Source organism: Alteromonas sp. BL110 (genome assembly GCF_003443615.1).
Lineage (GTDB): Bacteria > Pseudomonadota > Gammaproteobacteria > Enterobacterales > Alteromonadaceae > Alteromonas.
In genome coordinates, this window is sequence record NZ_CP031967.1 from 1075767 (window position 1) to 1091982 (window position 16216).

Here is a 16216-nt window from a genome sequence, read left to right on the forward strand (position 1 = left end):
ACTTATGGTTCAAATAGATTTATCATACATAGTACATTTACACACCAACCATGTATACGCATGAAAAATGCGATATTGAGTGTGTACGAATAACAGAAAACTCATATTACAAGTCGTCTATTACTATAAAAATTGCGTGGGTAGATCACATATTCTGTTACAGTTAATCGAATACTGTTACGAGTTTGGACTTTCGGTTTGTGGTTGAATTTTCATACACTTGGTTTTAATAAGTCGTCTTAACGAATAAATGACGACGCAACTTGAACACAACAGGAAGACGTAAGCATGAAACGAACACTTCTGTCGCTGGTTATCGGTGTTTCGATGACAACTGGTGCACTGGCCGATGACCTAATGCAGGTATATCAACAAGCACTGGCAAACGATCCATTGGTAAACCAAGCGAAAGCGCAACGTGATGCTGCGTTTGAAGGAATTAGTATTAGCCGTGCAAGTCTGCTACCGCAAATCTCTGGCTCTGTGGGCTACACCATGTCAGATTCAGAACGTTTTCAACAGGCAGCGGGCGACAATGGCCTTCAGGTATTCACGACAGATACAGAAGTAGACACCATCGACTACGGGTTAACACTTTCTATGTCGTTGTACGACCACGCTAACTGGTTGGGCTTAGACCGTGCTGAAAAAATTGCTGAGCAAAGCGATGCGCAGCTAGCAGCTAGCATGCAGGACGTTATTGTACGTACGGTTACGGCTTACTTTGACGTATTGCGCGCCCGTGACAACGTAGAGTTTGTAGGCTCAGAAAAACGTGCGATTGAACGTCAACTTGAGCAAACCCGTCAGCGTTTCGAGGTTGGTTTAACTGCTATTACTGATGTGCATGAAGCACAAGCAAACTACGACAGCACAGTTGCCCAAGAAATTCAGGCTAAAAACGAACTTGAATTTGCCCTTGAAGCGCTGCGTGTGATTACAGGTAAATATCACGACCGTCTTTACGGCCTTAATAAAGATAATTTCTCAGCCACAATGCCGGTACCTGAAACCGTAGATAGCTGGCTAGAAACTGCCCAAGAGAAAAACTTAGCATTGTTGGTAGACCGTTTAGCTATGGATGTGGCGAAAGAAGATATTGCCATTGCACGTTCTGGCCATCTACCGACTCTGTCTTTGTCAGGCAGCTATGGTCGCTCTAAAGACGATGTAGACGCTGAAATTCTTAACGATGATGGCTCAACGACCCCGTTTGGTTATGAAACGCCGTACTTAAACAGTCAGTCTATTGGCGTGACACTAAGCGTGCCTATTTACCAAGGCGGTAGCGTTAGCGCACAAACGTCGCAGGCGAAGTACAACTATGTTGCTGCGAGCCAAGCCGCAGAGCAAACGTATCGACAAACTGTACAATCGGTTCGTAGCTCGTTTAATAATGTAAAAGCATCTATCTCGACTATTCGCGCGCTTGAGCAGTCTGTTGTGTCAGCAGATAGCGCACTTAAAGCAACAGAAGCTGGGTTTGATGTAGGTACACGTACTATCGTCGATGTACTTGATAGCACACGTAATTTGTTTGACGCCCGTCGTAATCTTGCTGGTGCACGCTACGACTTCATTCAGTCGGTTATTACACTTAAGCAAGCGGCGGGAACCCTTACAGGTGAAGATGTGGCCATAATAAACCGCGGTCTCAAGCCGGTAGAGAGCAATAGCAACAAATAGGTTTTGTTATATCGCTAGGTAAGCATTGAATACATCGTAAAAAGGGTGGCTACTGGCTGCCCTTTTTTGTACGCGTCGGGTGTTTATAAGCCGTGTTTTGTTATTTAAAAGAATGTTTATTTGCCGCAAGAAAACTTTTGTAAAGCACCTAGCAGCTGCCGGTACTCAGCACATAAGGCTTCAGCATTTTGCTTTGTCATTACAAAGTTAGATAAACGCGTTGAAACGACGCGTAATTTCTCTTGCAACAGCTGTAACTCATCATCCATGATTATGCCCTTTAACTTTTCTCTACCTTTGGTGATGTTATTTCTGCCGGGTTTAAGGCTTTAAATTCGCCTTTTTGACCCTACATTTTGGCGCATAAAGCGTGCGACCAACGACTTTAGTATAACGCCAGGTAAGCTTACGACAAGCCTCTTGGTTTATTGTTTTTTTCTTGAGTGATAAATAAAAATGCAAGCCTCTGAACTACAAAATAAATTTGAGCGCATAAGAGCAAATAAATGGTTTGAAGCCTTTGTTATCAGCGTCATCGTGATATCGGCGCTATTAGTCGGAGCAAAGACCTACGAACTACCTACCGGCATGTCGTCTATTACGTTGTTTTTAGACTGGTTTATCAGCGCGTTCTTTTTAACTGAAATCACCATTCGCTTTTTAGCTGAAAAGCAGAAGCGTTACTTTTTCAAAAGCTTCTGGAACTGGTTTGATACCCTCATTGTAGTTATCAGTCTGATCCCGGCAGACGACACTGAACTTGCGCTGATTGCGCGTTTAGTGCGGGTCTTCCGCGTACTTCGTATGATTTCAATTATCCCAGAGCTTCGAATACTACTCGTTTCTCTAGTGAAAGCTTTGCCCCAACTAGGCTATGTCATGTTGTTGATGTTTATCATTTTCTACATTTACGCAGCTATAGGCAGTACTTTATTCGAAACCATCAATCCCGTGTTGTGGGGCGATATCACTATCTCGATGCTAACGCTCTTTAGAATTATGACCTTCGAAGATTGGACCGATGTAATGTACGAGACTCAGGAGGTTTACTCGCTAAGCTGGATTTTCTACCTTACCTTTATTTTCTTTACTGCGTTCGCGTTCTTGAACATGGTCATTGGCATTGTGGTAAATGTGATGGAAAGAGAAAACGAGAAGGCAAGAGCAGAAAAAGAAGCAGCCTTACTTGAAGAGCAAATCGCACAAGGCAATATTGAGCCCACATTGCATGATGTTCTCAAAGAGTTGCGAGAGCTAAAAGCGCAGGTCGCGTCACAAAATAGTAAACCGTAGGTAACTAAGGCGGCAGATGCCTTAGCAAACATAAAAAGAAGGCCACAACACAAAGTGGCCTTCTTTCGTTTCAGTTTTTGTTATTAAAGAAAGCTAACTAGGTTAGCTAAACCTTTATTAAAGCGCTTTATACGCCAAATTGCTGCTTAAGGCTTTCTACTCTTTGCTTCGCAGCTTCAGAAGTAAACTCCCTACTTGCTAAGCGTCGCTTTGCTAGAGCCTTTTTATCGAGCTCAAGCAATAAGGCCACGTGATTTAGATACACTTCATCGCTAGCAATGGGCCCTGTTGATATTTGCTCATACAGGGTTAGCGCTTCTTCTTTCTCACCTTTAGCGATATAAATCTGCGCTAGTGTGTCTACAGCATCAGCATTTTCACTTTGCAGCGATACCGCTTTTTTGGCTAGCTCTTCTGCTCGCTGAAGGTCTTTATCTTCAAACGCTAAATACGCCAGGTTGTTAAGCACCACAAAATTATCTGGCGTTTTAGTAAGTATAAGCTCATAGGTATCAATGGCTGCGGCTCTATCACTACCAATTTGACGCTCAGCTAACAACATCGCACTTTGTACGTCGTTATTGTGCGCATTTACGTGCTTTTGTAGGAAGCTAAACGCTTGCTCTTTTTTACCTGACATCTCAAGGGCTGCAACAAGCAGCAACGCATTGTCTGAGTTTGAAGTAGCATCATAAGCCGCTTTGGCGTGGTCAACGGCCTGCTCTGGCGCTTTATCTATAAGATGTAAACGTGCAATAACGCCCCTTACAAACGGCAATGCTTTAACCTCTTCAGAGACATTATTGATGATCTCCCATGCCGGTTTTGATTGACCAAGACGGCTATGAAAATACGCTTTCAAGAGCGTTAGTTGTGCGTCTGGTCGCTTAGACAAAACCTTGTTCGTTAACTCCAATCCTTGCTTGAATTGCTTTTGAGAGTCGACGATAAGCAGCTTGCCCAACACCGCATTTTTATCTTGCGGGTAGAACGATAACCAGCGGTCAAAAAAGGTCGTTGCTTCTTTTACGTTATTAGCGGCAATAAGCGCCTGACCTTTTAAACTCCAAAAGGTCTGGGGTGATGACTCGTCACCTTCAACAGCCGTCAACAGCGAAACAGTTTTATCTAGCTGGTTATTCAGCGAGTACATTCTCGCGAGTAAAAGGCGCAGATTAATATCGCCCTTATTAGCAGCAAACTGTGCTTGTGCATGCTCAATGACGTCGTCGGCATTTCCACTTTCCATTGCCAACGCAAACCATAGCGCCAAGGCTTGGACGTCAGCAGGGTTCTCATCGATAAAAGCGCGGATAAACGCTACTGCATTTTCTTTTTTGCCCTCTGCAACAAGTAATTTAGCTCTGGAGTACGTAACCTCATTACCCGCATCGCTAAGCTCGCTCGCTTCATCTAAGTATTTCGCCGCTTCTTGGTAAGCGCCTTCTGCTGTTGCAATGTTTCCCAAATAAATTAAGGGCACTGCTTTTTCTGGCGAAGCCTCATGCCACTCTTTTGCCGCACTTTTCGCTTTATCAAGTTGATTGGTCGCTATATATGCCCGCAGTAAGGTTGCTTGTGAAGTTACTGATTCTGGTGACTGTTCAACCGCTTGTTCAAGGTTAACTAAACCATCAATGTCGTTTAATGAAAGCTGTAAAACACCTAAGCGTGACAAGTCTTCGGCTGTAGTACTAACCCCTTCTGATTTTTCTATCATCTGCTGGGCACCAACTACGTTGCCTTCTCTAAGCAACTGATAACTCGCTTTCGAAAACAGGGCCGCATCAACACCTTGTTCACCTTCAACTCTAGCTAGAACCTCAAGGGCTTCATCGTTTTCACCAAGTTGGAGCATGCTGTCTGCCAGCATTCGAAGGCCTGGGTGATTATCAGGCAAGCTAGACGCCACCATGGTTAAGTGGCGCTGGGCCGCCTCGAAATCTTGAATTTGATACGCACTAAAACCCGCAACCAAACGCACAACCTGATCACTCCTACCGTTTTGAACGGCGATTTCCAGGTGTTTAAGGGCTTTCGCGTAATTTTCGTTGGCCGACTCAATAATGCCTTTAAAAGTATTTAGCAACGGATGGTTTTCATTCAGCACCAACAGTTCATCCACAACAGGCTGGGCTTTATCTAGATCTCTTATCTCAATAAGAAGCGCGGCATACGCAAATTTGCTGGTGACGTCATCTGGAAACTGAATAACATAAACGCCGTATACCTCTGCAGCTTTTTCAGGTTCGCCATTTTGCAGGTAAATCTTGGCAAGCTGTTGCAAAACGTCTTTGTTGGTCGGCGCTTGCTCGCGCAACGCTTCTGTCGCGGCTAAGGCGCCTTCCATATCGTTGTCTAACACAAACGCATAGCTATCAATAAGCCCTTTGTATACCGAACTGGTATCAAGGGTAGCGAGTTCTGCTTGAAGCGCTTGCGCCTCTTCGTTTTTACCAAGCTGCATAAGTGCTTGAAGCTTATAAAAGCCCACTTCTGCTGATTCAACCGCGGTCATTCCCTCTGCACGATAATCAACTTCAGCGAGGGCGTTTTCTGCTCCTGACTGTTGATAGGCCACGGATAACAGTGGAATAACTTGACTAACGGGGTGGCCTAAATCCATCGCCTTGTTGAGTTCTTTTTCTGCCGCCGCATAATTGCTTTGTTGCAGGTACAGTTTTCCTAGCTCAAAGCGAGGCTGGGCCGCATTAGGGCCCTTTTGAATAGCGTTTTTGTATTCAACGATGGCGGCATCAAGCTGCTGTTGAGAGGCATAGTTTCTCGCATCAGCCAAATGGCTTTCCATCGACTTCTCGCTACACCCTGACAAAAGTACACTGGTTAACATAACTGCTAACGTTGTGCGTTTAATTAATTTATTAGTTCTATGCTTTGTCATTGTAATTCCTTGCCCTTCCTCAGATTTTTGTCGTCACATTCCTGCTTTTTTTCAAAAGCACGGGCTAAACTGCTTATTATTTCATCGAATTTGTGCAATTTCGTGGCAACCTGTCCATTATTCGAATATAATACTGTTTTTTGCAACACTGCTGGCAAGCATATCGCGAAATACGCTAAGAATACGCTTCATTAACTCGCCGGACAGGCCAGTTCAACGCTGTATAGCGTCTTGCGATAATAAACCGAAAAAGTACGGTTTAGTCGTATGCCGCACCCTCCTTACTTAATGCACCAGGACCCTTAATGACAACAACTGTCGACATGACATTTAAAGACCTCAATTTACCAGAACCAATCTTACAAGCCCTTGAAAAAGTTGGCTACGAGAAACCGTCTCCTATTCAGGCTGAGAGTATTCCTCTTATTCTTGAAGGGCACGATTTACTCGGTCAGGCACAGACAGGGACAGGAAAAACCGCTGCGTTTGCCCTGCCTATGTTGGCAAATATCGATCCTGAGCAACGTAAGCCGCAATTACTGGTATTGGCCCCAACCCGTGAACTAGCTATTCAGGTTGCAGAGGCGTTTCAGGTTTATGCGAGCTTTAGTCAAAAAATTAAAGTACTTCCAGTATACGGCGGTCAGTCGTACGACAACCAAATTCGCCAGCTTAAGCGCGGCGTTCAAGTGGTTGTGGGTACACCAGGCCGTATCATCGACCACATAAAGCGCAAGACACTAGACTTAAGCGAACTTAAGTTCCTAGTGTTAGACGAAGCCGACGAAATGCTTCGCATGGGCTTTATTGATGACGTTGAACTTATTCTTAGCCATGCACCAGAAGAACGCCAAACTGCGCTATTCTCGGCAACTATGCCTGGTCCAATTAAGAAAATTACTCAGCGTTACTTAAAAGATCCTAAGCACGTTAAAATTGCCTCAAAGGTAAGCACTGCTAGCACAATCCGCCAGCGTTACTGCCAAATCGCACCGCACCACAAACTTGAGGCGCTAACCCGCATCATGGAAGTGGAAGTGTTCGACGGTATGATCATTTTCGTACGCACGAAAACCGCTACGGTTGAACTAGCTGATAAACTTTCTGCTCGTGGTTACGATGTAGAGCCGCTAAACGGTGACATTCCTCAGGCAGCCCGTGAGCGTACCGTTGAAAAGCTTAAACAGGGTAACATTGATATCCTTGTTGCTACCGACGTAGTAGCCCGTGGTCTTGACGTTGAGCGTGTAAGCCACGTTATCAACTACGATATCCCGTATGACAGCGAGTCTTACGTACATCGTATTGGTCGTACAGGTCGTGCTGGTCGTCAAGGTGACGCAATCCTGTTTATTTCTCACCGTGAAAAGCGCTTGTTGTTCTCTATTGAGAAAACCACTAAGCAGCCTATTGAAGCGATGCCAATTCCTTCAATTAGCGAAATCAATGAAACACGCTTAAGCCGTTTTAAACAGTCGGTTGCCGAAGCTACTCAAGACGATAGCATTGAATCATTAATGCCTATTGTTGAGATGATTAAAGAAGAAAATGAAGCATCGCCTGAAACCATCATGGCTGCGCTACTTAAAATTGCGCAAGGCGACGAGCCGTTAATTCTTAAAGAGTCAGACCGACCAGACATCAATAGCAAGCCTCCGCGCGATAATCGTGATAGAAACTCTCGCGATGGTCGTGATGGTCGCGAAAGAAAGCCAAGAGTGCCACGTGGTAACCGCAAGCCAGAAGAAGGCATGCAGCGCTTCCGTATTGAAGTGGGTCACGTACATGGTGCAAAGCCTGGCAACATCGTTGGCGCTATTGCGAACGAAGCAAACATAAACTCGAAGCACATTGGTGCTATCGAAATTTATGACAACTTCAGCACGGTAGACCTTCCTGACGGCATGCCTAAGGAAACCCGCGATACGCTTCAAGGCACACGTGTTGCAGGTCAGCGTTTAAATATTCGCGAATGGTCTGATACGCCACCGGCTAAGCGAGAAGGTCGTGGCGATCGTGGTAATCGCGGTGACAGAGCACCTCGCGGCAACCGTGAAGACCGAGGCAATCGCGGAGACCGCGAAAACCGCGAAAACCGCAAGCGTAAGAACTAAATAGCAACACATTCAGCCTTTATATAACTAATTGCAATATGAAGGCTGTTTTCGTTGTTTTCTAATTAAAAAGAATTGGCGCAAAATAGTGTCAGTTCTTTTTTTGTATTTAAAGCTAAGAAAACCTTTATGGATTACTTTCCGCTATTCCTAGACGCTAGAAAACTCAATGTCCTTATTGTTGGGGCCGGTGAAGTGGCAGCCCGTAAGCTAGAGCTTATTATGAAGACGCCTGCAACCATTACAGTGGTTGCACCTTGGGTTTGTGACACGGTTAAGCAACTAGCGTTAAATGAGAAAGTCACGCTGATAGAACGTGAGTTTGAAAATAGCGACCTTACCCATAAAGACATGGTGTTTATTGCCACCGACAAGGGCGATGTTAACCAGCATATTCATGACTTAGCTCGCGCCAACAAAGTGTTGGTTAATGTGGTAGATAACACGCCACTATGCCAGTTTATTACCCCTTCTATTGTTGACCGCTCTCCCATTATTATTGCTATGAGTAGTGGCGGTGTTGCGCCAGTTTTGCTGCGTTATTTACGACAAAAATTAGAGACTGTTCTGCCGGCCAATTTAAGTCGATTGGGCGCGTTTTCTGAAAAATTCCGCGAAAAAGTAAAACAGACACTTAACGGTGTAACTGCAAGACGTTACTTTTGGGAGGACGTTCTTGACGGCGACATTGCAGAAATGGTTGAAAAAGGCCAAGACCAAAAAGCTGATGAAGCATTTGACTTAGCATTGCAAGCTGCCGCTGAAGACAAAAAAGTCGAAGGACAAGTGTATTTGGTAGGGGCAGGTCCTGGCGATCCAGACCTACTTACCTTTCGTGCCCTTCGCTTAATGCAAAAAGCTGACGTTGTTGTTTACGACCGCTTAGTTTCCCCACAAATTCTTGAGCTTGTGCGTCGCGATGCTGAGAAAATCTATGTAGGTAAGGCCAAAAGCAATCACACGCTTCCTCAGGACGATATTAATCAGCTAATGGTTGATGAAGCGAAAAAAGGTAATCGCGTGGTGCGCTTGAAAGGCGGCGACCCTTTCATATTTGGTCGTGGCGGAGAGGAAATTCAAACCCTTATTCAGCATGGTATTGAGTTTCAAGTAGTTCCCGGTATTACCGCAGCAAGCGGCGCATCAAGCTATGCTGGCATTCCGCTTACCCATAGAGACCATGCACAGTCTGTCGTATTTGCTACAGGCCATTTAAAAAACGGCACTATAGAACTTAACTGGCCTGCCCTTGCGCAAAAAAATCAAACCGCTGTGTTTTATATGGGGCTAACAGGTCTGCCTATCATTTGTGAAAAAATGATTGAACATGGACTTGATGCCTCAACGCCAATAGCACTAGTTCAGTCGGCCACCACTGAAAAGCAGCAGGTGTTAACGGGTACGCTTGAAGACATTGTGGCTAAGCAGGAAAGAGCCCAGCTTCAGCCGCCAACACTTATTATTGTAGGTAGCGTAGTAAGCCTTCACGATGAATTAAACTGGTTTAAAGAATAGGCGACACATGTCGCCTTTTTCAATTAAAAAACATTTCGACACGATCGCGTTTTTCAATCCCCCCAAATCGAATTCAGCATAAACTTGTTTTTTACCCATAGGCGCGCATACTCAGTAATGAGATAAATATGTGAGATATGATGTGGTAAATCGTGTGAAGTGCGTTGCACAGACAATGATTAGAAATGCGTTGAAAAGATATGTATTCATGTCTCAATTTCACGCGCTTAGCACATTAAAACCAGTCAGCATGCTTATGCTGTCTTCTAGCCTCTTTTTATTGACTGCTGCACATGGCGAGCAACTCAAATACAGCAAAGTTAGCACGGATACTGGAGTTAATTTGCGCTATGAATGGCTAGATAACGATAACACGCGCCAATCTATTTCTTTTGAGTTATCTAATAGTGCATTGAAAGAAGCGCCCTCTCAGCAAGCTAACTATAAACCGAAAATAGCACAGCGATACATCATTGTTGCATTAACCAAAGAGGCAAAAAAAATAGACCCAAAAGTTGCGCGTGTGAAAATAACGCCAAAAAGAGAGTCTATTGATATCCAAGTTACAGGCTCAGACGAAGCGCAAGTTGAAGAAATACTCAATAATTTAAAAGCTATTCAGCAGAAAGAGTACGATAAGTACTTGCGAGATCATTACTTTACTCGCTTCACTACCTTGTTTAATCAAAAAGCGATAAAACCGGATCACGTTCGATATGTCGCTGAGTCGGTAAAACCTTTGATAGCAGCGTCCCAAGCGTTTTATGAAAAGGTAGCTTCAAAATCAGATTCCAGAGCCTATTTTTCATTACTCCTTAGTTGGCTTCAAAGTATCCCTTACGACACATTGGAAGACAGAGTTATAAGTAATGGCTCTGGCTATGCGCCGCCTGTCAGTGTACTTATGCAGAACCTTGGTGATTGCGATAGTAAGGCAGTACTGGCATCGTCGATGGTGCGCGCATTTTTACCTTCTACAAAAATGATCATGGTATTTTTACCTAATCATGCCTTGCTCGGGGTTGCTTTAACGCCCATGACCGATGACAGAACCATAGAGTACGACGGCGACATCTATGTTCTCTACGACCCAACTGGCCCAGCACTTATTCCATTTGGACAAGTATCTGAGGATACCGAACGCCACATTGTAACCGGGCGCTATCAAGTTGAAACTGTCGAGTAATAGGAATTAATTCACCCCTTAGGGTATTGGGAGAATATCTTCACTGAAGGTGAAAATAAAAAGCGCCTTTTCGATTAAGGCGCTTTAAATAAAATAACTGATAAGAGTTAATCGCTAGAGGTTTTCTTCTGCAAAGCTCGCTAGTCGACTCCTTACTACGCCATCTAGGTTAATAGTGGCACTGCCTGAGAAGTCTTTAAACTTCTCAACTAGGTAGGTTAAGCCCGAGGTCACAGCACTTAAGTAGTTACTGTCTATTTGTGCCAGGTTACCGCCTACAATGAGCTTAGTACCTTCACCACAACGCGTGATGATAGTTTTAAGCTGTGACGCCGTTAAGTTTTGCGATTCATCCAAAATCACGATAGCGTTTTGAATGCTTCGCCCCCGCATAAAGTTTACCGACTTATACTGAATATTGGCTTTTTCCATGATGTAGTTCATAGAGCCTTTGGTGTTTTCATCATGCTTGTGAAGTACTTCAAGTGAGTCAGTAATCGCCGCCAACCAAGGCAGCATTTTTTCTTCTTCCGTACCCGGTAAGAAGCCGATAGATTCAGCAATTTCTGGTGTACTTCGCGTAACAATGATTTTGTCATACATGTTGCGCTCTACCACCATTTCAAGGGCAGCCGCTAGCGCAAGTAACGTTTTACCACTGCCTGCAGGGCCTGTGAGAATAACCATATCAATATGCGGGTCTAGGAGGGCATGAAGCGCCATTGCCTGACCGATATTTTTTGGTGTAATGCCCCAAGCGTGGCGACCCATTAAGCGTTCGTAACCTAAATCCAGTACTTCTAAATGCTCATCGGTAATTTCTTCAACAAGGCCCGCAAACTGCCTAGTTTCATCGAGTAAGAACTCGTTTACGTACGCCTCAGGCAGCATGGATTTAGGGATGGTGTGAATGGTGTCTCGACCTTCACTGCGGCTATCCACGCTTTTTACGCTGTCCCAAAAATTACCTTCAAAGGTATGAAACCCTCGAGATAAATATTTGATGTCAGTAATAAGCTGGTCAGTGCGGTAGTCTTCAACATGAGCAAGGCCTGCCCCTTTCGCCTTAAGACGCATGTTTAAGTCTTTGGTTACCAACACCACTTTTTGCGGCGCGAAGGTCTTTTGCAAGTGCAGCGCAACGTTGATAATACGGTTGTCGTTCTCATTGCTGGTAAAAACTTGCTGGGCTTCGACCATATTGAGATCAGCGAAGATAGATAAACTACCTGTAGGTGCCGTTTGACCCGCGCCCAACCCTTCCATCGATACGCCTGCAAGCATATCTTCTGGTGTTGCGTTGTGGAGCAAATCCTCCATCGCCCGAATGGATACCCGAGCATCGCGAGCCACGTCTTTTTTACTGTCTTTGATATAGTCGAGCTCTTCCAATACGGTCATTGGAATAACAACATCATGTTCTTTAAAGGAGAGAAAAGCGTGAGGTTCGTGCAGCAATATGTTGGTATCGAGGACGTAAATCTTAGTATCGGTAGAATTTTTTTTTGGCATCCTTCACTCCGGTAAATAAAGCCAGGTTAGGCGTATAGTTCATTTGTGAACGCACGCGCTAACAAGCTACAGTTACGGTTGTAGGAGAATGCCGCTCGAAACAGGACTTCTTCCCCTACTCGCGTCGACTGAGAAGCAGTACTACACTTTCTGCCTCAAAGGTTCGTCAGTTGAATTAGCGAACCCTTAATTCCACCATAATCCAGTTTTTAAGATTTAGCACTGTTTTTTCTTTTTTATTTTGTACGCCACTCAGCACTATCCATTTTCCATACACTCAATAATAACTATGGTGCAAGCCTTCTACTTTTCCTTTTCTGCGAAATACCCAGCCCGCTCTAAAATTATCTCTGTTTGATTTTGGGCGCTTTCTAACGCTGCTTTAACGCTCGTTTTACCGGTAACTACATCATTAATTTGTGCACCTACTGCGTAACCAATAGCAGTAAACTCTGGGATAGGAATAAACTGGCTCCCTATCAAGGATTCACTCGGCTCATCGCTTGAAAGTAACTTTAACGCTTGATGCTCAAAAGCAGCATAGGGCACAGCTTGCTGATAGGCGTCGGAATAGGTTGAGTGCCTAGTACCTGAAGGGGCTGCGTATTCACCGCGGACTTTTTTAAGGTCATCAATAAAGGCTTTTGATGTTAAAAAATGCGCAAGTCGCTGGGACTCTTTCACATAGCGCGATTGTTTCGGAATGGCAAAATTCCATGACCAAAACCACTGCGCCCCTTTTTGTTGCTTTCCGAGCGGCGCATAAGTAACGCCAGTGAATTGAGTAACTTTAGAAAAGCTTTTGTCAAATAGCGCGCCACCTAAAGAAGAAGCGTCAATGAAAAACGCTAATTTGCCTTGAGCAAAGAGTTTTTGGTTCTCTTGCCACCCCATATCTTCGTTTTCTGGGGGGCCAAAGTTCTTTGCAAGGTCAGCGTACATACTCACTGCATTAAACCACGCTTTGCTGTCTAACGTGGGCCGCATTTTTTCATCTAACCACGAAGCCCCATAGGTATTGGCCATAGTACTCACTAATGCCATATTCTGCCCCCACCCCACTCGCGTTCTAAGCCCTACCCCATAAACTTCCTTTTCGGGTATATGTATTTGTTTAGCGAGCGCCTTAATGTCGGTATATGTAAGCACTGAGGGAAGGCTTAAATTAAACTTATCTAGCAGGTCCTTTCGGTAAAAAGTTAATGTAGTTTCAGCGACAAACGGCAAGCCGTAGAGCTGTCCGTCAACGGTATTGGCATGTAGGGCAGCAGGAATGACATCATTGATATCATAATTGTCTGGATGCGTTTTAAAAGGAACGAGAATGTCTCGCTTCGCCCAAATGGGAAGCCCGTAGTTGCCAATTAGTACCAAGTCAAAGCTATTTTCATTTACTGAAAAATTACCGAGTAACCTACGACGCAAAACGGTTTCATCCATTATTCGCCATTGGATATTTGACTGTGACAGGGGGGAGTCGTATTTATCCAGGTATGCTTTTGCATGAAAAACAGCATTAATATCTGGCGCACCAACAATTAAGGCGTCTTCGTTTAGTGAGGCCTTATATACGCCATATTTTTCAAGTGTGTGAGTTAAAAGCCCATTCTGTTTTTGTTTCTGTAACGCTAGGTTGAATTTCTCAATTAATTTGGAAGATTCAGGGCTTTGTTTTGAAAGCGCTAGATGAAAAGAGCTTTGCACTTCCTCTTTAGGGATAAATATAAACTCACCTATGAGGCTAGGACGCTCATTAACTAATGCCTCTTTGGCGCTATATTTATCAATAAATAAAACATCAATTCTCTCTCTTCCCAATAAATCTAATAAATTAACCGTAGACTTTCCTGGGTACATATTGAAAAACGCTTCATTTGATAAAAATTGAGGTGCTACTGTGCCTCTTAGGTACCCAATTCCTCGCAAGTTTTGTCGTTTGAGCCATTCAACTAGATTAGGTATTTCACTCCTATCCTTAAAGTCTTTCGTCCTAATTAGGAATCCACTTGCTCCCGCTGGAATAGCATCAGATAGAAGAAATGCGTCATTGACGCGCTCGTAGTCGTGAACAGGGAATACACCGTCTATGGCTCCCTTCTCCGCCAACAGTAGAGCCCTGGCATGAGGATAGCGCTCTACATTAAGCTGTTCCCCTAACTCTTCAAAGGCCCTTATTACCACTTCATTCACATAGCCTTTTGACACATCTTTGCCGTCGCTGAATGGGCTTACCTCAGATGTTGCCAGCGTAATAGAGCGTGCATAAGTAAAATTGGTGCAAAGTAGAAAAACCAAACATAGCAAGTACAACCCTATCGCCTTTTTAGGTACCGACGTACGGGTAAGAAGGTGAACAACATCACCCGCTAAATTTGGCATTATATAATTTCCAGTATTCATTAGATGTAAGTTTAAATAGCAGATAAAAACAAAAAGTGCGTTACTATCCCTAGATAAATTAACATTAAATCAGTCAACACTCATTAACATTATTTTAACGCCGCTTGCGGAAAATACGCGCTAACGATGATATTAGCTACAGTAGTAATACGCGAAAGTAAGCCATTATCACTACACTTAAAAAGGATCTTTTAATTGTGACTTCCCCACTACGAACTACAGTTTCCCCCTTTCTTACTCTTTTTGTGTTGTTAATCACAAACTTTACGAGTGGCGTGAGTCTCGCTAAACAGGTCGACACCGTAATTGAAAAAATTCAGACAGAGAGCGGTGCTACCTGGGAGTTAAGCTATACCCTTGATACGCCCTCACAACAGCTAGTATTTGTCCGAAATCCTGACGCTTCTAGAACCACTCGCTGGCTACCCAAAAGTAGTGACATTGAGATTGTCTATGACGTCGCTGCACAACAGGAGATTGTGCGATCCAAAACGGGAAAGCCCATCTCTAAGGTTTCCTTTGTTTTAACTCCCACCTACAAACACTTAAGCAAAGACTATGCGCCGTTTTCACCCTTTTCAAACGGTGGCAATGCCTTTCATTCTGGTCGCCTGTTTGCTTGTGCTAATACTTGTAAAGATGAACATAATGAATGGCCTATAACCCTTAAAGCGCCAAGCGGCGAACATATCGTTTTAAACGGAAAAGTAGTTAGTGGCAGCGCCTCATGGGTAGATAAAAATAATGGCAGGCAGGTTTATGTAGGTAAGCAGCAACCTATTATCACCGACAGCGCTGTTGCTCTTATCGACACTGCTCTACCTGAAAGCATACTAGCGAAGCTTAAGTACGACATGCCCAATTTAATGGCTTATTTCTCTCACTCCCTTGCCCCACTTGCCACTGAGAAACCTATGCTATTTGCTTCCTACGCCATGGTTGACGGTCATTCTTCACAAGGCGGCACGCTGCCAAATCAAATCTTTATGCACTGGAACAGAAATGATTTGGACAAGCGCGCTGAGAATAGCGACTTTGCCAATAAGACGTTGTGGTTCTTTGCCCATGAAGCTGCACATTTATATCAGCCGGGTAATACTGCCGGTGTTTCAGAGAATGACGAACAATCATGGTTACATGAAGGTAGCGCCGACTACTTTGCGGCACTCGCTATGAACTATCTTTATGAAGATGCCAAAAGCTATGTAAAAAGGCGTATAACCCACGCGTTTGAAAGCTGCACGCAAGGTTTAACGCAAAGCACACTTGCCAACGCTTACAAGAGCGGACACTTCAACCTTTATTATTCTTGCGGAATGGTAATACACCGCGCCATCGACAGCGTAGTGCAGCAAAAAACGTTAGGTGAGGAGTCGCTGTTCACCGTATGGAAACGACTTCAAAAAGCAGTGAGTAGAGGCATGCCGCCTGGCACAGCAACCTTCATAGCATTACTTGAGCCTTATAACGCACCGGAACTTATTGACGCCATAAATAATGCAACGAGTGATGATGCTTTAAAAGCCATTCAAGGAGTTGAAGCGCTATATCAGATGAACTAGTCCTTTCAACGCCTATGTAGTAAAAACGACAACCAATGGTCTAGTA

10 protein-coding genes are annotated in these 16216 nt (G+C 44.2%); 6 read left to right on the forward strand and 4 right to left on the reverse strand.

Going from position 1 to position 16216, the window contains the following annotated elements; genetic code table 11:
• The first annotated feature begins 288 nt into the window (after nucleotides 1–288).
• Nucleotides 289–1686 (forward strand): outer membrane channel protein TolC, encoded by a 1398-nt coding sequence (gene tolC / locus D1814_RS04650; protein ID WP_118490319.1) that lies wholly within the window; start codon nucleotides 289–291, stop codon nucleotides 1684–1686.
• A 116-nt stretch (nucleotides 1687–1802) separates the two neighbouring features.
• Here tolC and D1814_RS19385 read toward each other — a convergent pair whose 3' ends face one another.
• Nucleotides 1803–1955 (reverse strand): hypothetical protein, encoded by a 153-nt coding sequence (locus D1814_RS19385; RefSeq protein WP_162889818.1) that lies wholly within the window; start codon nucleotides 1953–1955, stop codon nucleotides 1803–1805.
• A gap of 187 nt (nucleotides 1956–2142) precedes the next feature.
• Between D1814_RS19385 and D1814_RS04655 the strand changes: the two genes are divergently transcribed.
• Nucleotides 2143–2979, forward strand: a complete 837-nt coding sequence (locus D1814_RS04655) for an ion transporter (RefSeq protein ID WP_118490320.1) — start codon at nucleotides 2143–2145, stop codon at nucleotides 2977–2979.
• 127 nt (nucleotides 2980–3106) lie between these two features.
• On the opposite strand, the gene prsT is transcribed toward D1814_RS04655, so the two are convergent.
• Nucleotides 3107–5881, reverse strand: coding sequence for an XrtA/PEP-CTERM system TPR-repeat protein PrsT (gene prsT, locus D1814_RS04660; RefSeq protein WP_118490321.1), 2775 nt, complete (start codon nucleotides 5879–5881; stop codon nucleotides 3107–3109).
• 305 nt (nucleotides 5882–6186) lie between these two features.
• Between prsT and D1814_RS04665 the strand changes: the two genes are divergently transcribed.
• From D1814_RS04665 to D1814_RS04675, 3 genes are all read left to right on the forward strand, one after another.
• On the forward strand, nucleotides 6187–7995 hold the full coding sequence (locus D1814_RS04665; RefSeq protein WP_118490322.1) for a DEAD/DEAH box helicase: 1809 nt from the start codon (nucleotides 6187–6189) through the stop codon (nucleotides 7993–7995).
• A 129-nt stretch (nucleotides 7996–8124) separates the two neighbouring features.
• Nucleotides 8125–9510 (forward strand): siroheme synthase CysG, encoded by a 1386-nt coding sequence (cysG, locus tag D1814_RS04670; protein ID WP_118490323.1) that lies wholly within the window; start codon nucleotides 8125–8127, stop codon nucleotides 9508–9510.
• Nucleotides 9511–9718: 208 nt separating this feature from the next.
• Nucleotides 9719–10696 carry a hypothetical protein gene (locus D1814_RS04675; protein ID WP_232368976.1) on the forward strand — a complete coding sequence of 326 codons (978 nt, stop codon included), beginning with the start codon at nucleotides 9719–9721 and terminating at the stop codon, nucleotides 10694–10696.
• 114 nt (nucleotides 10697–10810) lie between these two features.
• On the opposite strand, the gene D1814_RS04680 is transcribed toward D1814_RS04675, so the two are convergent.
• Together D1814_RS04680 and D1814_RS04685 are read right to left on the reverse strand one after the other, a co-directional pair.
• Nucleotides 10811–12208: a PhoH family protein gene (locus D1814_RS04680; RefSeq protein ID WP_118490324.1), complete on the reverse strand. Its 1398-nt coding sequence runs from the start codon at nucleotides 12206–12208 to the stop codon at nucleotides 10811–10813.
• 303 nt (nucleotides 12209–12511) lie between these two features.
• Entirely contained in the window at nucleotides 12512–14587 is a 2076-nt protein-coding gene (locus D1814_RS04685; protein ID WP_232368977.1) for an extracellular solute-binding protein, read from the reverse strand.
• 218 nt (nucleotides 14588–14805) lie between these two features.
• Between D1814_RS04685 and D1814_RS04690 the strand changes: the two genes are divergently transcribed.
• Nucleotides 14806–16170, forward strand: coding sequence for a M1 family metallopeptidase (locus D1814_RS04690; RefSeq protein ID WP_147402522.1), 1365 nt, complete (start codon nucleotides 14806–14808; stop codon nucleotides 16168–16170).
• Nucleotides 16171–16216 lie beyond the last annotated feature (46 nt).

Bases quoted from the DNA above. Each gene is read 5' to 3' on its own strand.
- D1814_RS04675 (WP_232368976.1), top strand. From the start codon at position 9,719: ATGTCTCAATTTCACGCGCTTAGCACATTAAAACCAGTCAGCATGCTT.
- D1814_RS04655 (WP_118490320.1), top strand. From the start codon at position 2,143: ATGCAAGCCTCTGAACTACAAAATAAATTTGAGCGCATAAGAGCAAAT.
- D1814_RS04685 (WP_232368977.1), bottom strand. From the start codon at position 14,587: ATGCCAAATTTAGCGGGTGATGTTGTTCACCTTCTTACCCGTACGTCG.
- cysG (WP_118490323.1), top strand. From the start codon at position 8,125: ATGGATTACTTTCCGCTATTCCTAGACGCTAGAAAACTCAATGTCCTT.
- D1814_RS19385 (WP_162889818.1), bottom strand. From the start codon at position 1,955: ATGGATGATGAGTTACAGCTGTTGCAAGAGAAATTACGCGTCGTTTCA.
- prsT (WP_118490321.1), bottom strand. From the start codon at position 5,881: ATGACAAAGCATAGAACTAATAAATTAATTAAACGCACAACGTTAGCA.
- D1814_RS04680 (WP_118490324.1), bottom strand. From the start codon at position 12,208: ATGCCAAAAAAAAATTCTACCGATACTAAGATTTACGTCCTCGATACC.
- tolC (WP_118490319.1), top strand. From the start codon at position 289: ATGAAACGAACACTTCTGTCGCTGGTTATCGGTGTTTCGATGACAACT.
- D1814_RS04665 (WP_118490322.1), top strand. From the start codon at position 6,187: ATGACAACAACTGTCGACATGACATTTAAAGACCTCAATTTACCAGAA.